This is a genomic window from Corynebacterium sp. KPL2895, from assembly GCF_040225815.1.
Classification (GTDB): domain Bacteria; phylum Actinomycetota; class Actinomycetes; order Mycobacteriales; family Mycobacteriaceae; genus Corynebacterium; species Corynebacterium rhinophilum.
The window spans coordinates 32,469-48,784 of record NZ_JBEHFY010000018.1 but is presented as its reverse complement, the minus strand read 5'-3'; the positions used below and the strand labels follow the sequence as shown (position 1 = coordinate 48,784).

Genomic DNA, 16,316 nt, shown 5'->3' with positions numbered 1-16,316 from the left:
TCCGGCTGGAAACAAGCCATCAACCAGATGGCCGTGGCCTTTCCCGACCGCTTCGACAAATACCTATAAACCTAGCCCCACACACAAACAACTTGACACGCTCATTGCTCGTCGTTGGGTGTGCGCCAGTCCATGGGCGCGGTAGGAACGAGTGCAGATAACGCCCTAGCAGAATCGTTTAACGCCACCTTAAAGCGGGAAGTCTTGCGTGATAGGAAAGTCTTTGGCAATCCCATTATCTGCCGTCAGGAAGTCTTTAGGTGGTGCATGCGCTACAACACGCGCCGGCGACACTCGTGGTGCAACCTTCTAGCTCCCGATGACTTCGAAGCACTCACATCAGCTACACTGACCAAAGCAGCATAGCTAACCCCCGACGTGTCCACTGTCCGGGGGTCAGGCCCATAATAGAAATCAAGGCACATGCCTAGGAACAAAACACGGGGCACTTCATCTTCCCAACTCGACTGGGTTGAATATCAGGTGGCCACCAAATGGAGGTCAGTTCCTTCCAGATTTTCCCCTCTATTCAAACGGAACAAAACCTGGGACACTTCAGGCTTAAAGCAATTTGTGCATGACCAATGGAAGTCTTGAGATGAAATGGCGCGGCTTTCCGCTGAGTGGATCCGTGAATTCTAAGTCCGTTGCTGTTAAGTGCATGGGTACGGACATGTCTTCAGCTTCCTCAGGGAAAATCGTGGGGTAGACGGGATCGCCGAGGATCGGTACGCCCGCCTGCCACATGTGCAGCCGCAATTGATGGGTCTTCCCAGTCTGTGGTTTTAGGGTGTAGATGCCGAGGTCAGCTAGTGAACCGTGAACCTTTTCGTAAGGGGCCTTATCAATGGGTTCTACCGATTCTAGTGTGGTGAAAGCATTTGGTTCACCATCTGCTATCCGGCCCTGGATTTCACCGGGCGTTTTAGTTAGGTGGGAGGACCATCGGAGGGGCGTCGGCAAGCGGCGGAATTCCGCGACCGCCTGGTAGGTTTTGTGAACTTTCTTTTCTGCAAAGAGGGACTGGTAGGCGCCGCGGACGTCCTTGTGCTTGGTAAATAGAAGAAGGCCGGAGGTGAGGCGGTCGAGGCGGTGTGCCGGCACTAATTCGTTAATTCCGGTGGAACGGCGAAGGCGTACGGTGGCGGTTTCGACGATATGCCGGGCGCGCGGCATGGTGGCCATGAATGGGGGTTTATCGGCTACCAGGATGTTGTCATCTTCATAGATGATGGGGATGTCATAAGGCACGGGTGCTTCTGGTGCGGGGATGCGGTAGAAGAAGACATCGACATCTTTGCCGAGCACGGTACCTGGCTTTAGGGGAGTTTGATCGCGCAGGACTACCTCGCCCGCGGTGAATCGGTCACGCAGTGCCTGTGCATCATCATTAGGGTGGCGGTGGCGCTGCGAGGAGATGACTTCGCTGAGAAAATCCCAGGTGCTGAGACCTTCCTCCGGCGTACGTACGCGCGTGGGGTTCAGCCCATTTTTAATGGGCAAAGGGCTGAATCCTTTTTTGTGGTGTATTAGTGTGTTTGACATGGATATTAATTCTCTCGCGGACCAGGTGCTGGCTTTTTTCAATGACGGAATTGGCGCGGTGATATGGGACGTATTCCGAACGCTCCTCGAAATTTTCTCTCCGTCCAATTCTGATCCTGCAACTGTCAACCATTAAGCCTAATCCGTACTATAATTAAGTTATAACCACTGAAAGGAAAGATCATGGCTAAGGAAGACATTGTAGTCGTCGCCGTCGACGGCTCTGACGCCTCAAAGAACGCCGTCCGTTGGGCGGCAAATACGGCGATGAAGAGGGAAATCCCGCTGCGCATCGCATCGAGCTACACCATACCGCAATTCCTGTATGCAGAAGGTATGGTTCCGCCGAAGGATCTCTACGATGACTTGCAGGACGACACCCTGGAAAAGATTGAGGAAGCTCGTGCAATCGCTCACGAGGTAGCCCCAGAGCTCAAGATTGGGCACACCATCGCAGAGGGCTCCCCCATCGATATGCTCTTGGAAATGTCTCAAGACGTCACCATGGTCGTGATGGGTTCGCGCGGCATGGGCGGCCTGTCCGGCATGGTCATGGGGTCTGTCTCCGCCGCAGTTGTTTCCCACGCCGCTTGCCCGGTAGTTGTGGTTCGTGAAGATAATAACGTCACCGACTCCACCAAATACGGCCCAGTTGTCGTTGGCGTGGACGGTTCCGAGGTTTCTCAGAAGGCAACCTCCTATGCTTTCCGCGAAGCCCAGGCTCGCGGCGCGGCCCTCGTTGCCGTGCACACCTGGATGGATATGCAAATCCAGGCATCCCTCGCCGGCCTCTCTGCAGCTCAGTCTGAGTGGTCAGAGATTGAAAAGGAACAAGCTGAGGTGCTGGAAGAAAACCTGAAGGAACCGCGCGAAGAGTTCCCAGATGTTGAGGTGAAGAAGCAGATCACCCGTGACCGCCCCGTCCGTGCGTTGACGGAGGCCGCCGAAGGTGCGCAGCTTCTCGTCGTTGGTTCCCACGGCCGTGGTGGATTCAAGGGCATGGTCCTTGGCTCTACCTCCCGCGCATTGCTGCAGTCTGCACCGTGCCCGATGATGGTGGTACGCCCAGACGACGAAGGCTAAATCATTCGCTAGCCTGACTTCCCAGCGCTCTTCTCCCGGCTTTTAGAGCCAGGAGTGGAGCGCTTCTGGTGTTTTAAAGCCACTTTGCTATACAAATGTGTCGCATTTGTTATCGCCACTTGAGTCACAGGGGTTTAAACTGGGAAGTATTCGATACGTTTATATTAGGAGGAAATCATGGGACTAGGTTTGGGTCTATTTACTTCAATCATTGTTGGTATCATTGCCGGTTGGCTGGCAGAGAAGATTATGAAGCGTGACCACGGCTTGTTTACCAACCTGGTGGTGGGTGTTATCGGCGGCCTCATCGGTGGCATCATTATCCAGCTGCTGAATATTGAGGCTAGCGGTGGTTGGATCTTCTCCATCGTCGCTGCCACCGCGGGTGCTTGCATCTTGCTGTGGATTGTGGACAAGGTGAAACAATAGTCCGCATATAACTAGCGTACATACCGGTTTGTCTATAAAGTATAGATGAACCGGTTTTGTCGTTGTAGAGAGGAATCCATGGCAGAGAAGAAGTCGCGCCGCAATCGCCCCAGCCCGCGGAGTCGATTGCTGGAATCTGCAACAAAGCTCTTTAAATCTGAGGGCATTCGCGTCATCGGTATTGACCGCATCTTGCGCGAAGCGGATGTGGCCAAGGCATCCCTATATTCCTTGTTTGGTTCCAAGGATGCCTTGGTTATTGCCTACGTAGAGTCCTTGGATGAACAATTCCGCCAGGACTGGGAGCAGCGGACGGCTGCCATGCAGGATCCGGACCAAAAGATCTTGGCCTTTTTTGACAAGGTCATTGAGGAAGAGCCGGAGGAAGGATTCCGCGGTTCGCACTTCTTGAATGCAGCGGGCGAGTACCCGCGGCCTGAAACGGATTCGGAGCGCGGCATCGTCGCGGCCTGCATGCAGCATCGCAATTGGGTGCACTCTACCTTGACGGCTCTGTTGACGGAGCGCAACGGTTATCCCTCGGCCTCCCAAGCAAGCCAGCTCTTGATTTTCCTCGATGGCGGTCTCGCCGGATCCCGCCTGACCAAAGAAGCAGGGCCACTCTATACCGCCCGCGAGCTAGCTACTCAGATGCTTTCGGCTCCTCCTGCTGATTATTCGATTTAAGGTGCTTGCGCGCCTCAATGCGCAGCCGGTTGACCCGCTTTTTCTCCTCCTTGGAAAGAGCGGGTTGTTTTTCTTTATTCCGCCAATTTTGAAGGCTCTCACGGCGCATCGCATTTACTTCATCTGTAAGCGGGTAGAACTCGCGCAGCATGATTTCGAAGATGATGGTCTGAATGAGGGTAATCCAATATGCACAGGCCCAATAAATAATGATGGCGACGGGAATGGGGCCATTATGAGCTAGGTGCCAGAGGAAGAAGGGCACGATGATGAGCAAAATGCCCATGAAAATGAATATGCGGCGGTTTAGTTTTAGATCGAATTGCGTGGTGAGGAAGCTGCGGATTAGGGCGATGATGGAATTCGCCATGGTAAAGACGATGGCAGCAATGAGGACGGGATTAAGAAGATCGCCGTGATCGCGGGCGAAGTCAGTGATTGGGGCACCGTAGAATGTGGTTTCACGAAAGGCGGCGACGTCGTCAGCATTGAGCATGCCGACGGTCTTTGAGTCCTGATCGATTTTCGACATCCGAAGGATTACTTGGTACAAACCAATGAAAACCGGAATCATGATGAGCGGTGGGATGCAGCCAGCAGCAGGTTTGTAGTTATAGCTCTTCATGAGATCCTGCTGATTCTTGATGAGCGCAGCCATTTCCTCTTTGGTGCTGGCCTGGTTCATTTCCTTAGAGATATCGTTATTCTCCGGACGCATGAGGACACCGATGCGTGCGGAGCGCAGCGACATCCAGTTGAGGGGGATAACGATGCCTCTCACGGTGAGTACCAAAAGGAAAATGGAGACAAGCCATGCAGCGGATTCATCAACGAAGCCGCTGATCAGCCAATGCCAGAATTTCATGATTCCGGAAACCGGGTACATGAAGAACTCGAACATGGTTTTCCTTTCGGAGAGGAAGTATGGTTTAGGACATGACAAAAGTTCTGGGCGAACTCATGCTAACCATTGGTTTGGTTTTAGTTCTATTTGCATTCTATGAAGCCTATTGGACGAATGTGGAATCAGGGCGCTTACAAGATGAAGCTAATGCAAAATTAGAAGAGCAGTGGCGCAACCCCCGGGAGAAAGTGGACCCAGATTTGGGAGAGGCTTTCGCACAGATGTACATCCCAGCCTTTGGCTCGGATTATCATTTTGCCATCATTCAAGGCACGGATGATGATGATCTTCTACGCGGACCTGGTCACTATGAGGACACACAAATGCCAGGTGAGACGGGGAATTTTGCGGTGGCTGGGCACCGCGTAGGCAAGGGTGCCCCATTTAATGATTTGGGTTCTTTGCACACCTGCGATGACGTTATCATCGAAACCCAAACGGAAAAGATTACTTACAAGGTGCTGCCTATCGATGGCGAGCATGCGGATTGCTTCGATGAAGTACCAGAAGAATATAGCCATGTTGCAGGCAGGCACATCACCACGCCTGGCGATGTCTCAGTGATCGACCCCGTCCCAGGAACTGAAGCGGACCCCACGCGGGGAATGCTGACTCTGACTACCTGTCACCCGCAATTTTCCAACGCCGAGCGCATGATCGTGCACGCGATGGAAGTTGGAAAGGAAGCTAAGTAATGTATCGCGCTTTGTGGAATCTATTGCCAGGACCGAAGCCAGTGAAGGCGCTGCTCGCCATCGCCATTGCGGTGGGAATCTTCTTCCTCCTCATGGAGGTTGTCTTCCCCTGGGTTTCGCCGATGATGCCCTATAACGACGTCGCGGTTTAAAGCCCTAAATTGGCAATGGCTTCCTGAGCAATCTGCTCGGACTTGAAGGTCTGTTGCTGATTGCTCCACACCAGCACCGCGTGGGTATCCTTTTGCACGGCATAGACGGCCTGCTCATTGACGATGCCCCGTCCGCCTTCCCAGCCTGCAAAGGAGGCGGGCTCGGTGGCATCGATTGGCGCGGCCCAATCCACCGCGGCGCGGGCGTCTTCTACAGTGGGCATCTCGCGCACGATGACGGTAGCTTGCGGGTGGTCTTGATAAGACCAGAAGACGCACGCGGGGGTGGGAAAGCGCGTGTCGATGCCCTGCTTGGTAAGACGCTCGCCATTGGTATTTTCCAACCAGCCGGGATCGATATAGGGGCAATCGCTCCACTCGTTGACCTCTGCGGTCTGTGCGACGTTGATGGCGGCGCTTTCCGGTGTCACCTCGTGTTCCGGTTCGGTCTGGTCTGCTTGTTCGGTCTGGCATCCCGCGATCCCTATTCCGGTCAGGGCGAGAAGGACAAGTAGGCTTTTGCGCATGAGCTCCACATTAGATCGGGATTCTGATGCACTGCGTACCGGCATTCATTTCTTGACTGCGGTCCTGTTAGTGGTGGGTATTTTTACTTCGGTGAAAATGCCGCTATCGCAGTCCCTTATTAACCTATTGCTATTGGTGGGGTTCGCGGCCGTCTACTTTGCGGGATCGATCTATGCGGAGCAGTGGCCGCGGCCCATGCGCTACTTGTGGATAAGCATCCTGACGGTGTTATGGGGTGCGGATCTTTTCGTGGCTCCCGCCGCCATTTATCTGGTATTCGTCATGTACTTTTTGTACCTGACGGTGCTGGATGTGACCGCAGGTATCCTGTGTGTCATCGGTGCGACCGTGCTCACTGTCGTGGTGCAGATACCGGGAGGTCTGACCTTTGGTGGAGTGATGGGACCGGCGGTCTCGGCACTAGTAACCGTGGCGATTACCTATGCGTTTCGCACCTTATCGCGCATGAACCGGGAGCTAGTAGAAACCCGTACGCAATTGGCGGCCACGGAACGAGACGCCGGCATGGTGGCCGAACGCCAGCGCATCGCCCATGAGATTCATGACACCTTGGCCCAGGGGTTGTCATCAATTCAGATGCTCCTGCACTCCGCCGACCGGGATCTGGATAAACACGACATTGCCGCCGCCCGGCGGCGCATTGAGCTCGCCCGGCGGGCCGCGGCGGATAACCTGCATGAGGCGCGGGCCATGATTGCGGCGCTGCAGCCTCCCACACTGACGGAGACATCCCTTGAGGCGGCGCTGACGCGCATGGCGGAAAACTTCGCCGCTACGGCGGGGGTCCAGGTGGAGGTCGAAAGCGAGGGCGCGGAGCAACAGCTGCCGATGAAAATAGAGGCGGCGCTATTGCGGATTGCACAGGGGGCGGTGGGGAACATCGTCAAGCATGCCCACGCCAGCCGCGCCCGGATCACCGTCACCTATGAAACCGACGAGGTGCGCGTGGATGTGGTGGATAATGGGCAGGGTTTTGATCCCGCGATGGTGGAAAGCGCGCCGGCGGGTCTGGGGCATATTGGCCTTTCTGCCATGCAGCGCCGTGCGCAGGAGCTGGGCGGCGAGGTGATCATAGAATCCGCGCCGGGGGAGGGAACGGCTGTGTCAGTTAGTGTGCCCTTTGATAAGGCGGTAGATTAAACTTTTGGTTGAGAAAAACATCGATAGGAGGGATGTCGTGATTCGGGTCCTTTTGGCAGATGACCACGAGATTGTGCGGCTGGGGCTGCGTTCGGTGCTTGAAGGTGCCGAAGATATCGACGTCGTGGGCGAGGTAGCGACGGCGGAGGCCGCTGTGTCTGCGGCACAAGCAGGCGGTATCGATGTCATCCTCATGGACCTGCGCTTCGGGGCGGGCCTGGAGGGAACGCGCGTTATGGGTGGCGTCGAAGCCACCGCGCAGATTCGTTCTTCCATGAGCACGCCGCCCAAGGTGTTGGTCATCACCAATTACGACACCGATGCGGATATCCTCGGCGCTATCGAAGCAGGCGCGGTGGGCTACCTCCTAAAAGACGCTCCACCGCAGGAGCTTTTGGATGCCGTCCATTCGACGGCGGAGGGGGACTCGGCGCTCTCGCCCATCGTGGCCGATCGCCTCATGACCCGAGTCCGCACGCCCCGCACCTCGCTGACCCCGCGCGAGCTAGAGGTTTTGCAACTGGTGGCGGCGGGGGCCTCGAACCGGCAAATTGGCCACGACCTCATGCTTTCTGAGGCCACGGTGAAGTCCCACCTGGTGCACATTTATGACAAATTGGGTGTGCGCTCCCGCACGTCCGCGGTGGCGGCCGCTAGGGAACAGGGCGTGCTTTGAACGTCTAGTGGGCGGCGTTGTAGGCGTCGATAATGTCTTGGGGGATTTTGCCGCGGCGCGCTACGTCATGGCCCTGCTTTTTTGCCCATTCGCGGACCTTGCGGGGATCGACCTGTGGGGACTCGGCATCGGGGGCGGCATGTGCGGCCTCGACAAAGGGAGCGATTGCCTCGTGGAAGCGGCGAGCATTGTCGCGAGATAGATCCATGAGGTAGCTACGTCCGTTGACGCTGAAGCGAACTACTTCTAATTCATCCTCACCAATGAGTTTATTATCTAGGTCATCATAAAATTGCGTGATTTCGCGGCGTGCCATAGTACCTCCATGGTTTCATGGTTTATTGCGTCGATATGTTTGCCTAATACCGGCATTTGGAATCTGAATTAACTTTAATTCAATTCTACCAGTGTGGAAATTAATAGACAATAAAAATTTACTTATTGGCGCTCGCGTAAAAAATATCGCCGCCACCTTAAAGAAAGGTGAACGGCGATTGGTAGAAAGAAAAAGAGAAATTAAGCGCCCAGGCGCTGTTGAATCTCCGCAGTAACGGAATCGATCTCTCCGCTAATGGTCTTATGTGCACGGCGGCGCTGCTGCTCCGTCATGAATTCGGCGTTATCGATCGCGGAATCAACCTCCTCGAGGCGCTCGCGCACGTCGCGCTTGAAGCCGGCGGGCAGATCTACATCCTTGAGGGAATTACGGATGCCGGCGGTGCGGGCCTTGAGCGGGGCGCCATAGCCAGAAAAAGAGGCCATTTCCGCGGAACTCACGCCTGCCTTGTGAGCCTTGCGCTTTTCTTTTTCGGACTTAAGGCCCACAAATGCGCGATAAACGAGGGGAAGCAACAGCGGGGCGGCGGTGCGCAATGCGCCTGCATAGCGCTTGACCTTGCCAGAATTAAAGTGGCCCTCGCGCAACTTTTCCAGTTCTTTTTCCGCCATTTTTTGTTCGTGCTTCCGGCGCTTTTTGAGGCCCTTTTCTTCGGCCTTAACAAGGTGCTTTTCTTGCTTGGCAAGGAGCTTTTGTTGGCGGCGACGATCCTTCGACTGGGCCTTTACCTCAGCCTTGGCGCGCGCCTTTGCCGCCTTGGCCTGCGCACGCGCTTCTTGGCGAGCCTTTTTCAATTTCTTGAGGATACTCATTATTTTCCCTTACGTTTGATCGAGTCTGGATTCAACATTACCTTGCTGTTCTATTAAGCTCACCCGGTGTGGAGGATGTCGTTGTAGCTTCGGATCTCGTTGGGTGCCGCTATCGCTTGGTGCAGCGGCGCGCCCACCCGGAGATTCCGCGCACCCGATCCTCGATCGCTAGGGCCGAACGCCACAGCGCCGCCGTAGACGCGGTCATGGAATTATTCCCGCGCAAAGCCCCTGGCCGTTTCCGGCGCATCGATCTAGAAGGCGATGATTGGGAACGCGCCATGGCCACGCTGGAGGCCATTGCCTCCGGCTATACCCACATCACCAATGCGGTCTTTGCCACCGAAAAGTGGAAAGTACACGTGGAATTGCTACTCCGAGAGGGCAGCTCCTATACCCCCATTATTGTGAGCAACCACCGCGTCGCGCGCAAGAACCCAAAGAAAACCACGCTTGCCGTGCCCACCCATCGCCTTGGGCTGAGCGAGCCTATGGAGGTTCCGTATAAGTCCCGCCACCATGCCGTCGATGGGTATCGTTTGGCGCTCGCCGCCCAGGCCTTGGAAGACATGGGCCTGAACTCTGGGCGCGGCGGTGCCATCGGGCAGGACCGCCAGCAGGCCTTTTTCACGGAGACGGCGAAGTTTGACGTGCAGCGCGCTTGGGATAAGCCGCTTCCCACCGCGCCGGTGCGGGTCAAGGAATGCGCGAGTTGTAGGTTCTGGCCCCTGTGCGAGCAAGAGCTGGTGGCGGCGGACGATATTTCCCTTTTCTTACCGGGCGATCTCGCCCGCCCCTTTCGCGAGCGCGGCATTACCACGGTGCAGGCGCTTATCGATGCCAATGCGGGCGAGCCCTCCCGCCTCGCGGCCGCGTGGCGCTCCGGTCAGACGCTGTTGCGCCGCGGGGATACAGCGGTGCCGCGCGCGGATGTCGAGGTGGATGTGGACATGGAAGCCTACATGGACCAGGGCGCTTACCTGTGGGGCGCGTGGTTCGAGGGCGAGTACCACCCCTTCGTGACCTGGGAGCCGCTAGGCGGGCGCGCTGAGGCGGAGATCTTCGCCGAATTTTGGCGGTGGTTGATGCGGTTGCGCGATACAGCGCATGCGGAGGGCAAGACCTTTGCCGCTTATTGCTATTCCGCCCACGGCGAGAACCACTGGATGCGCCGTTCCGCGCAGCGCTTCCGGGAGGTAGATGAACGGGACGTAGAAGACTTTATCTCTTCCCCGGAGTGGGTGGATATGTTTGCCTACGTGAAGAGATCCTTCGCGGGGCCCTTTGGGCTGGGGCTCAAAGTGGTGGCCCCAGTGGCGGGATTCCGGTGGCCGGACGAGGACTTTGATGGCGAGGAATCCGTGAACGCGCGCCGGGAGGCCCTGGCCGGCGACATGAGCGTCCGGCAGCGCCTCTTGGACTATAACGCCGGCGATGTGCACGCCACCCGGATAGTGCGTGAGTGGATGAGCGACGGCGCGCCGGGAATCCCGGAGCTCTAGAGCGCGGCAATAAAGACATATATGAACAGCAGGATGCCAATGCCGATATAGATTTGGTTCCAGTCCGCGGTGGTTTTTGGCTCGGGACCTTCCGCCTTTTTCATCAACACCTGCTTTTGGGCCTTGACCGCGCGGGCGATGAATATGGGGTAGACCGCCAAAGAGCCGATGCATAACAGCGAGGCCACTACCTTGAGCACGGAGATATCCGTGGCGATCCAGATAAGCAGGCCGCCATTGACGAATGTGGCGCGCAATAGGCCCCACCGATCCAGCTCTTGCAGTCCTGCGCGGACCGCGCCGGGGCCGCCGCCCATGGTGGTGGGAAGAAGATAACTCATGACTCCGATGAGCAGCTGCGCCGCAAAGCCCACCACGAGGCCGAGCGTGGGAAGCCCTGGTTCTGCCACGAGGAAGTGCTGCGTGGTGTAGTACGTCAGGGAAAGCACCAGCCAGAGCGCGGCCATCAGCACCGAGACGGAGGCAAAGTTAACGCGGTCGCGCGGTGCGCGGGCGACGTCGATGACATTGCCGAGCCACTGCTGCAGGCTCAAGATCCAGCCGATGCAATAGATAATCAGCCCGAGCTGCGGGAAGTTCAGGAACGCGCCGATCGTCGTTGCCACCACGCCCAGGGTAAGTAGCAGGAACGAGGAGGACATGCGCTCATTGGTGCCCTGCGTGCGCCAGATGGTGGGAAAGAGAATGGTCAACGAACCTGCCGCGGCAAGGCCGATGAAACCGCCGATATTGGCGGCGATATGGGCCAAGAGCAACTGCGGATCGCCCGGGTGAATGGCCAGGATTGCGCCGAAGACTGCACCTACCGGCAGGCACAGCGCGGATAGTACATAGGCGCCGACAACTGGGCGGAAGCGCTTATCCTTAGCGGAGCGCCACTGGGTAAACAAGGCCACCGCGTGCCATAAAACGGTAAGCGCGATAAGCGTGGCACCGATCTGGGTCAGTATCCAGTGGTGAGCCCAGAATTGCACGAGGATTTGGCCCGCGACGGCGATGATGATGCCGATATTGAGGATATAGATGCGCGCGAGCTGTTTGGGGCGGGCGGAATCCGGCAGTTTTTGTTGCACGAATTTTTCCGTGAGGTGCTGCGACCACACCAGGATGCTGTTGGTGACTAGGCCCAACGTGAAGAGGTGGATTAGTACCCAGCGATAATTGGGCACGAAAATGTGTGCTGCGCCCACCACGATGAAGACCATCATCCAGATGGACACGGGGCGTGAGGCTTTGCGGTGCCAGGTGCGGCTCGACCACTTATCTTGAGGCATAAAACCGAGTTTAGTCGGATTTAACCTTGGTCCAAGTCAACCCCGTGAGAGCGAGTGCGAAGGCGGCGAAGCAGGCGATGAATTGGTGCCAGGTGAGGGCATCGAAAAGCACGCCTGCCAAGGCGCCCACGATGGATGAGCCCAGGTAATAGCAGAAAACGTACATTGAGGACGCCTCGGCGCGGTCGTGGGTGGCCAGTTGCCCCACCCAGCCAGATGCGGTGGAGTGCACCGCGAAGAAACCGATGGTCAGGCACACCATGCCAATAAGCGTCATTGCCAGGTTGCCGGCGCAGAGGATAATGCCCACGGTAAAGAGCGCGGCGGAACCGACCATCGTTTTTCCGTGCCCAATGCGCGCGACCAGCGTGCCCGCCCGAGCCGAGGACCACGTGCCAGAGAGATAAAACAGGAAGGTAAAACCAGCCAGCGCCGGCGACAGGCCAAAATCCCCAGTCAGGCGGAAGGTGAGGAAGTTATACATGGACACGAACGTGCCCATGGATAAAAAGGCAACGATAAATAGTGTGGCAAGATCCTTATTTGCCCAGTGCCCAAAGACCGCGCTCAGCTCGGAGCGGAAATGAATTGGCTTGGGGTGAAAATTCCGCTGGGCGGGCAGGAGGAGCCAGCAGGTGATGGCAAAGGCCAGGGAGACCACGGCGGAACCGAGCATCGCCCAGCGCCATGAGGAAAACTCCACCAAGCCAGCGGGAATAATGCGGCCGGTGAGCCCGCCCACGGAATTACCGGCAATATAAAGGCCCATCGCCTTAGGCAAAGCATGATCCTCGAGCTCTTCTGATAGCCAGGCCATGGCCGTCGCCGGAGCACCAGATAACATCGCGCCCTGCAGCCCGCGCAGGGCAATGAGCTGCCAGCCCTCTTGGGCTAGGGGCACCACGAGGCCCAGGATGGTGGCGGCGATGGCAGAAATGAGGAGGATTCGCCCGCGCCCATAGCGCTCAGAAAGGATGGACGCCGGAACCACGCAGATGGCTAACGCGCCGGTGGCGGCCGACACGGTCATGGCCGCCTCAGTGTGTGAGATGCCCATATCCGTTACCAACGTGGGCAAAATTGCTTGGGTGGTATAGAGGCTAGAAAACACCGCCAAGCCCAAAAGGAGCATGGCGATGGTGGCGCGCCGGTTTCTGGTCATGCATACCAGCATTCTCCTCACAGGCGGCGGTGTAAATTGCGCCACACCCTTGATGGGGTTAGCGCAAACATAAAAATGCCGCCCTTCCAGTAAGGAAAGGCGGCAGAAAGTAACTAAGTTAAACGTTACTTCTTAGCTGCAGCGAAACGCTCTGCAACGTCGTCCCAGTTGAAGACGTTCCATGCGGCCTTGACGTAGTCAGCCTTCACGTTCTTGTACTGCAGGTAGTAAGCGTGCTCCCACATATCGAGCATGAGCAGCGGGGTGAAGTCAACGGAAACGTTGCCCTGCTGGTCGGTGAGCTGCTCGATGATCAGGCGGTCAGCGATGTGGTCGTAACCCAACACTGCCCAGCCGGAACCCTGCAGGGAGGTAGCGGCACCAGCGAAGTGTGCCTGGAACTTCTCGAAGGAACCGAAGTCGCGGTCGATAGCCTCTGCCAGCTCGCCGGTGGGCTGGCCGCCACCGTTCGGGGACAGGTTCTTCCAGAAGATGGAGTGGTTGGTGTGGCCACCCAAGTTGAATGCCAAGTTCTTGGACAGGGCGCGGATACGGTCTGGGTTAGCCTCGCCGTTGCGCTCCTCTTCCAGTGCCTCGAGGGCAGCGTTAGCACCCTTCACGTAGGTTGCGTGGTGCTTGTCGTGGTGGAGCTCCATAATCTCTGCGGAGATGTGTGGCTCCAGTGCATCGTATGCGTATGGGAGGTCAGGAAGTTCGTAAACAGCCATTTGTGTAATCCTTTCTTCGGGTACGTGTCCCGATGATAGGCACGATCGAAAGATTTCGCCATGATTAATTTGAAATCTGCAATTACAGCGAATATTTAGTGGCCCGGGAATCTATTTGCCCAGTACAACGTTATTAGGGAAATGGAGAAAGGAGCTTTAACTGATGTGGATGTTTAAACCAGAACCGAAGATGGTGGCTGCGGAAGATGCCTTGCCGGGCCGCAGCGAGCCGGTCTTGGACCCAGCCCCGCACGCGGTGCTGAATACCCCAATTACCGGCCCGTGGAAGGACGGCCAGAAATCGATTTTGATTGCCCTGGGCTGTTTCTGGGGTGCGGAAAAGATGTTTTGGGAGACCGATGGCGTCGAGTCCACATCTGTGGGCTACGCCGGCGGCACCACCCCGAACCCCACGTATTATGAGGTCTGCCGCGGGCAAACAAACCATGCAGAAACCGTGGAAGTTACCTACGACCCAGAGAAGATCTCCTTGCGCGAGCTCGTGGTGAAGGCCCTGGAAGCCCACGATCCGACGCAGGGCTTCCGCCAGGGAAATGACGTGGGCACGCAGTACCGTTCCGCGTTTTATCCCCGTACCGAAGAAGAGCGGGAAGAGATCCAAAAAATCGTGGATAGCTACGCGAATAAACTCAAAGAATTTGGTTTTGGGGAAACCACGACCGAAGTAAAACGCTTAGCTGATACGGACTCTGGCGAGTACTACCTGGCCGAAGACGAGCACCAGCAGTACCTGCACAAGGTGCCGAACGGGTACTGCCCGCACCACAGCACTGGTGTGAAGTGCGATTAGGCGTCGAGGCGGATAAATCCGGCGATTTTTCCGGCTAATTTTGGAGTGAGGTTCAGGCGCGATTGGGAGCCTAGGACCTCGTTCCAGTACCAGAGCATCTCCTGAAAATAATTATGCCCGTGGCCGCCTGGGACGTTTAGGGAGTTGATCTGGTCTAGGCCAATCTGCCACCAAGTAATAAACGGCGCCCAGCGCAGGTGGCGGAGCGTATCCGCTCGGAGTGTTTCCGGTTGGGGTTCGTGCATCCAGGTGGGGCGGCGGAACATTAGGTTTAGGTCCCACCACACGATGGCATCGGAGGCATGCTGGGCAATGAGCACGCGGGGCCGGCGCCAGCTCGAGGAAAAATCGTTGCCAAAGGCATCGCGGCGCGAGTGCTCCGGTTGGGCAACAAAGCGGACGTGTTGTCCGCCATCGATGACGGGAAGTCGCTCGAGCGAGCCGATATCGCGGCGCAGGCGCTGGGTAAAGCGCGTCATCCGCGGCGGGCCAGAAAAGACCGCGCCGCTGCAGGCGGCGAGAAGTTCTTCCTTGTTCTGGAAGTTTTCCATAATGGCGTAGGCGCCCAAGGATTCTCCCGCAAGGTAGAGACGCGGGCGGTCTTCTTCTGGGAGCTTGTCAATTTCTTCTTGCACCACGGAAATGAGCTCGGCCGCGGCGCGCTTGGGCGCGTTTTTATCCACGAGGTAGGCAAAAACCGAGGGCAGGTAGGAATACTGCATGGTGACGGTGACGCAATCACCGGCAGTTAAAAACTCATAGGAGCTCGCGCCCCAATTATTGATCCACCCGGATCCCGCGGGCATCTGAATGACGATGGTATCCCGGCGCAGCGCACCGGTGCGCTGCAATTCTGAGCGCACCTTCTTCGCCGCTTGGGCAAAGGAGCGCCCTGGGATATAGCCGGCATAAATGCGGATGGGTTCTTTGGCGGGAGCGCCGGTGACGGTGCGAATATCGCGGGCGCGCGGACCGTTAGAGACAAAACGCCGCCCTTGTTGCCCCAGCGCGGACCAAGGTTCAAGTGACCATGGGCTGCCGGAGCGCTCCGGCTCCCAGGGCATCGACGTACCGGGAAAGATTTGCTTGTTTAAGCGCTGTGCCTTGTGGGAGAGCGAACGGATCCAGCGACGGAATACCACGCGGTCCGATAGCCCCACCGCGGCCAAGGTTAGACCTGCGGTGACGACCGGCCAGGCCACGAGTGCTGGAACCCAGCGACCCAATTGACGCGATAACTTGGTCACGGTTAGTTGTGCGGCCTCGCCTACCAAGAGCAGGGCGCCGTATCCGGCGGTGCCGGCGGCTAGGCCGATGGCCGCGGTAGCCGGACCGCGAACCAATTGCTTATTGACCAGACCCGCCTGCTTTTCCTGGTTGCGCAGCGAGAGCGCCGCGTTGAAGGCGGTGCCGGCGCCAATAGCTAAGTGCAAGATTTGGCGGTGCTGCGGGCCCAAACGGTCTTGCGGGCGTTTGCCCAGCCGGTTGAGCACAAAGCTCGTCGAGGCCGCCCCGAGGTGCCCGATGGCCTGCCCGATAGATACATTTGCCGCCGTTACCCACCACGGGCGGGGCAGCAGGGACGGGGATACCGCGGCCCACGTGGCCAGCTCTGCGCCTAAAATCCCGGCCGACATATGAGGCGGCAACGTTTGTCGGCTGGTCATGCGGACGACGGGCGTGAGATCCGCGACTACGCCAAGAGAAATTAGTGCAGCGCGGCTGAAGGCGCGTTTCATGGTTGCCCATTATCCCAGAACATGTTCCGTTGCGCAGTGTGAAACAATCCGCATGCAAAACCCCGCTAAG

At 57.3% G+C, this 16,316-nt stretch carries 18 protein-coding genes and 1 pseudogene; 10 read left to right on the top strand and 9 right to left on the bottom strand.

Going from position 1 to position 16,316, the window contains the following annotated elements; translation table 11 throughout:
• Window positions 1–105 precede the first annotated feature (105 nt).
• Window positions 106–366, top strand: a pseudogene (locus tag ABRP95_RS08900) (integrase core domain-containing protein); the annotation flags it as partial.
• 195 nt (window positions 367–561) lie between these two features.
• On the opposite strand, the gene ABRP95_RS08895 reads toward ABRP95_RS08900, so the two are convergent.
• On the bottom strand, window positions 562–1,608 hold the full coding sequence (locus ABRP95_RS08895) for a pseudouridine synthase (protein WP_411707044.1): 1,047 nt from the start codon (window positions 1,606–1,608) through the stop codon (window positions 562–564).
• Between the two features lie 120 nt (window positions 1,609–1,728).
• Here ABRP95_RS08895 and ABRP95_RS08890 point away from each other — a divergent pair, with 120 nt between their 5' ends.
• The 3 genes from ABRP95_RS08890 (at window position 1,729) to ABRP95_RS08880 (ending at window position 3,744) form a co-directional block, all read left to right on the top strand.
• Window positions 1,729–2,628, top strand: coding sequence for a universal stress protein (locus ABRP95_RS08890; RefSeq protein WP_284771248.1), 900 nt, complete (start codon window positions 1,729–1,731; stop codon window positions 2,626–2,628).
• Between the two features lie 177 nt (window positions 2,629–2,805).
• A complete protein-coding gene (locus tag ABRP95_RS08885) occupies window positions 2,806–3,057 on the top strand; it encodes a GlsB/YeaQ/YmgE family stress response membrane protein (protein WP_005279667.1) in 252 nt (83 codons plus the stop codon).
• A 78-nt stretch (window positions 3,058–3,135) separates the two neighbouring features.
• The gene (locus ABRP95_RS08880; protein WP_349839251.1) at window positions 3,136–3,744 is read left to right on the top strand and encodes a TetR/AcrR family transcriptional regulator; all 609 of its coding nucleotides are present in this window, start codon (window positions 3,136–3,138) and stop codon (window positions 3,742–3,744) included.
• Here the strand turns inward: ABRP95_RS08880 and yidC are convergent.
• On the bottom strand, window positions 3,701–4,645 hold the full coding sequence (gene yidC / locus ABRP95_RS08875; protein ID WP_284771246.1) for a membrane protein insertase YidC: 945 nt from the start codon (window positions 4,643–4,645) through the stop codon (window positions 3,701–3,703). The two genes, ABRP95_RS08880 and yidC, sit on opposite strands and share 44 nt — an antisense overlap.
• A 35-nt stretch (window positions 4,646–4,680) precedes the next feature.
• Here yidC and ABRP95_RS08870 point away from each other — a divergent pair, with 35 nt between their 5' ends.
• Window positions 4,681–5,343, top strand: coding sequence for a class E sortase (locus ABRP95_RS08870; RefSeq protein ID WP_284771245.1), 663 nt, complete (start codon window positions 4,681–4,683; stop codon window positions 5,341–5,343).
• Entirely contained in the window at window positions 5,343–5,495 is a 153-nt protein-coding gene (locus ABRP95_RS08865) for a hypothetical protein (protein ID WP_284771244.1), read from the top strand. Before ABRP95_RS08870 ends, ABRP95_RS08865 begins: the two co-directional genes overlap by 1 nt.
• Here ABRP95_RS08865 and ABRP95_RS08860 read toward each other — a convergent pair.
• Window positions 5,492–6,022, bottom strand: coding sequence for a DUF2020 domain-containing protein (locus tag ABRP95_RS08860; protein WP_284771243.1), 531 nt, complete (start codon window positions 6,020–6,022; stop codon window positions 5,492–5,494). The two genes, ABRP95_RS08865 and ABRP95_RS08860, sit on opposite strands and share 4 nt — an antisense overlap.
• On the opposite strand from ABRP95_RS08860, the gene ABRP95_RS08855 reads away from it, so the two are divergent.
• The gene (locus ABRP95_RS08855; protein ID WP_349839250.1) at window positions 6,021–7,184 is read left to right on the top strand and encodes a sensor histidine kinase; all 1,164 of its coding nucleotides are present in this window, start codon (window positions 6,021–6,023) and stop codon (window positions 7,182–7,184) included. The genes ABRP95_RS08860 and ABRP95_RS08855 overlap by 2 nt on opposite strands.
• 37 nt (window positions 7,185–7,221) lie before the next feature.
• Window positions 7,222–7,860 carry a response regulator gene (locus tag ABRP95_RS08850; protein ID WP_023018163.1) on the top strand — a complete coding sequence of 213 codons (639 nt, stop codon included), beginning with the start codon at window positions 7,222–7,224 and terminating at the stop codon, window positions 7,858–7,860.
• Window positions 7,861–7,864: 4 nt separating this feature from the next.
• On the opposite strand, the gene ABRP95_RS08845 is transcribed toward ABRP95_RS08850, so the two are convergent.
• Window positions 7,865–8,176, bottom strand: a complete 312-nt coding sequence (locus ABRP95_RS08845) for a histone-like nucleoid-structuring protein Lsr2 (RefSeq protein WP_284771241.1) — start codon at window positions 8,174–8,176, stop codon at window positions 7,865–7,867.
• A 200-nt stretch (window positions 8,177–8,376) separates the two neighbouring features.
• Complete coding sequence (locus ABRP95_RS08840; protein ID WP_284771240.1) at window positions 8,377–9,009, bottom strand: DUF6474 family protein; 633 nt, start codon at window positions 9,007–9,009, stop codon at window positions 8,377–8,379.
• 68 nt (window positions 9,010–9,077) lie between these two features.
• On the opposite strand from ABRP95_RS08840, the gene ABRP95_RS08835 reads away from it, so the two are divergent.
• Complete coding sequence (locus ABRP95_RS08835) at window positions 9,078–10,511, top strand: TM0106 family RecB-like putative nuclease (protein ID WP_284783613.1); 1,434 nt, start codon at window positions 9,078–9,080, stop codon at window positions 10,509–10,511.
• Here ABRP95_RS08835 and ABRP95_RS08830 read toward each other — a convergent pair.
• The 3 genes from ABRP95_RS08830 to ABRP95_RS08820 all read right to left on the bottom strand — a co-directional run bounded on the left by ABRP95_RS08830 (window position 10,508) and on the right by ABRP95_RS08820 (window position 13,696).
• Window positions 10,508–11,806: a copper oxidase gene (locus tag ABRP95_RS08830; protein ID WP_284771238.1), complete on the bottom strand. Its 1,299-nt coding sequence runs from the start codon at window positions 11,804–11,806 to the stop codon at window positions 10,508–10,510. The two genes, ABRP95_RS08835 and ABRP95_RS08830, sit on opposite strands and share 4 nt — an antisense overlap.
• A gap of 10 nt (window positions 11,807–11,816) precedes the next feature.
• Window positions 11,817–12,968 (bottom strand): MFS transporter, encoded by a 1,152-nt coding sequence (locus ABRP95_RS08825; RefSeq protein ID WP_284771237.1) that lies wholly within the window; start codon window positions 12,966–12,968, stop codon window positions 11,817–11,819.
• Window positions 12,969–13,093: 125 nt separating this feature from the next.
• Window positions 13,094–13,696, bottom strand: coding sequence for a superoxide dismutase (locus tag ABRP95_RS08820; protein WP_284771236.1), 603 nt, complete (start codon window positions 13,694–13,696; stop codon window positions 13,094–13,096).
• Window positions 13,697–13,859: 163 nt separating this feature from the next.
• Between ABRP95_RS08820 and msrA the strand changes: the two genes are divergently transcribed.
• Window positions 13,860–14,507, top strand: coding sequence for a peptide-methionine (S)-S-oxide reductase MsrA (gene msrA / locus ABRP95_RS08815; protein WP_349839248.1), 648 nt, complete (start codon window positions 13,860–13,862; stop codon window positions 14,505–14,507).
• On the opposite strand, the gene ABRP95_RS08810 is transcribed toward msrA, so the two are convergent.
• On the bottom strand, window positions 14,504–16,246 hold the full coding sequence (locus ABRP95_RS08810; protein WP_349839246.1) for an alpha/beta-hydrolase family protein: 1,743 nt from the start codon (window positions 16,244–16,246) through the stop codon (window positions 14,504–14,506). The two genes, msrA and ABRP95_RS08810, sit on opposite strands and share 4 nt — an antisense overlap.
• Window positions 16,247–16,316: the final 70 nt, after the last annotated feature.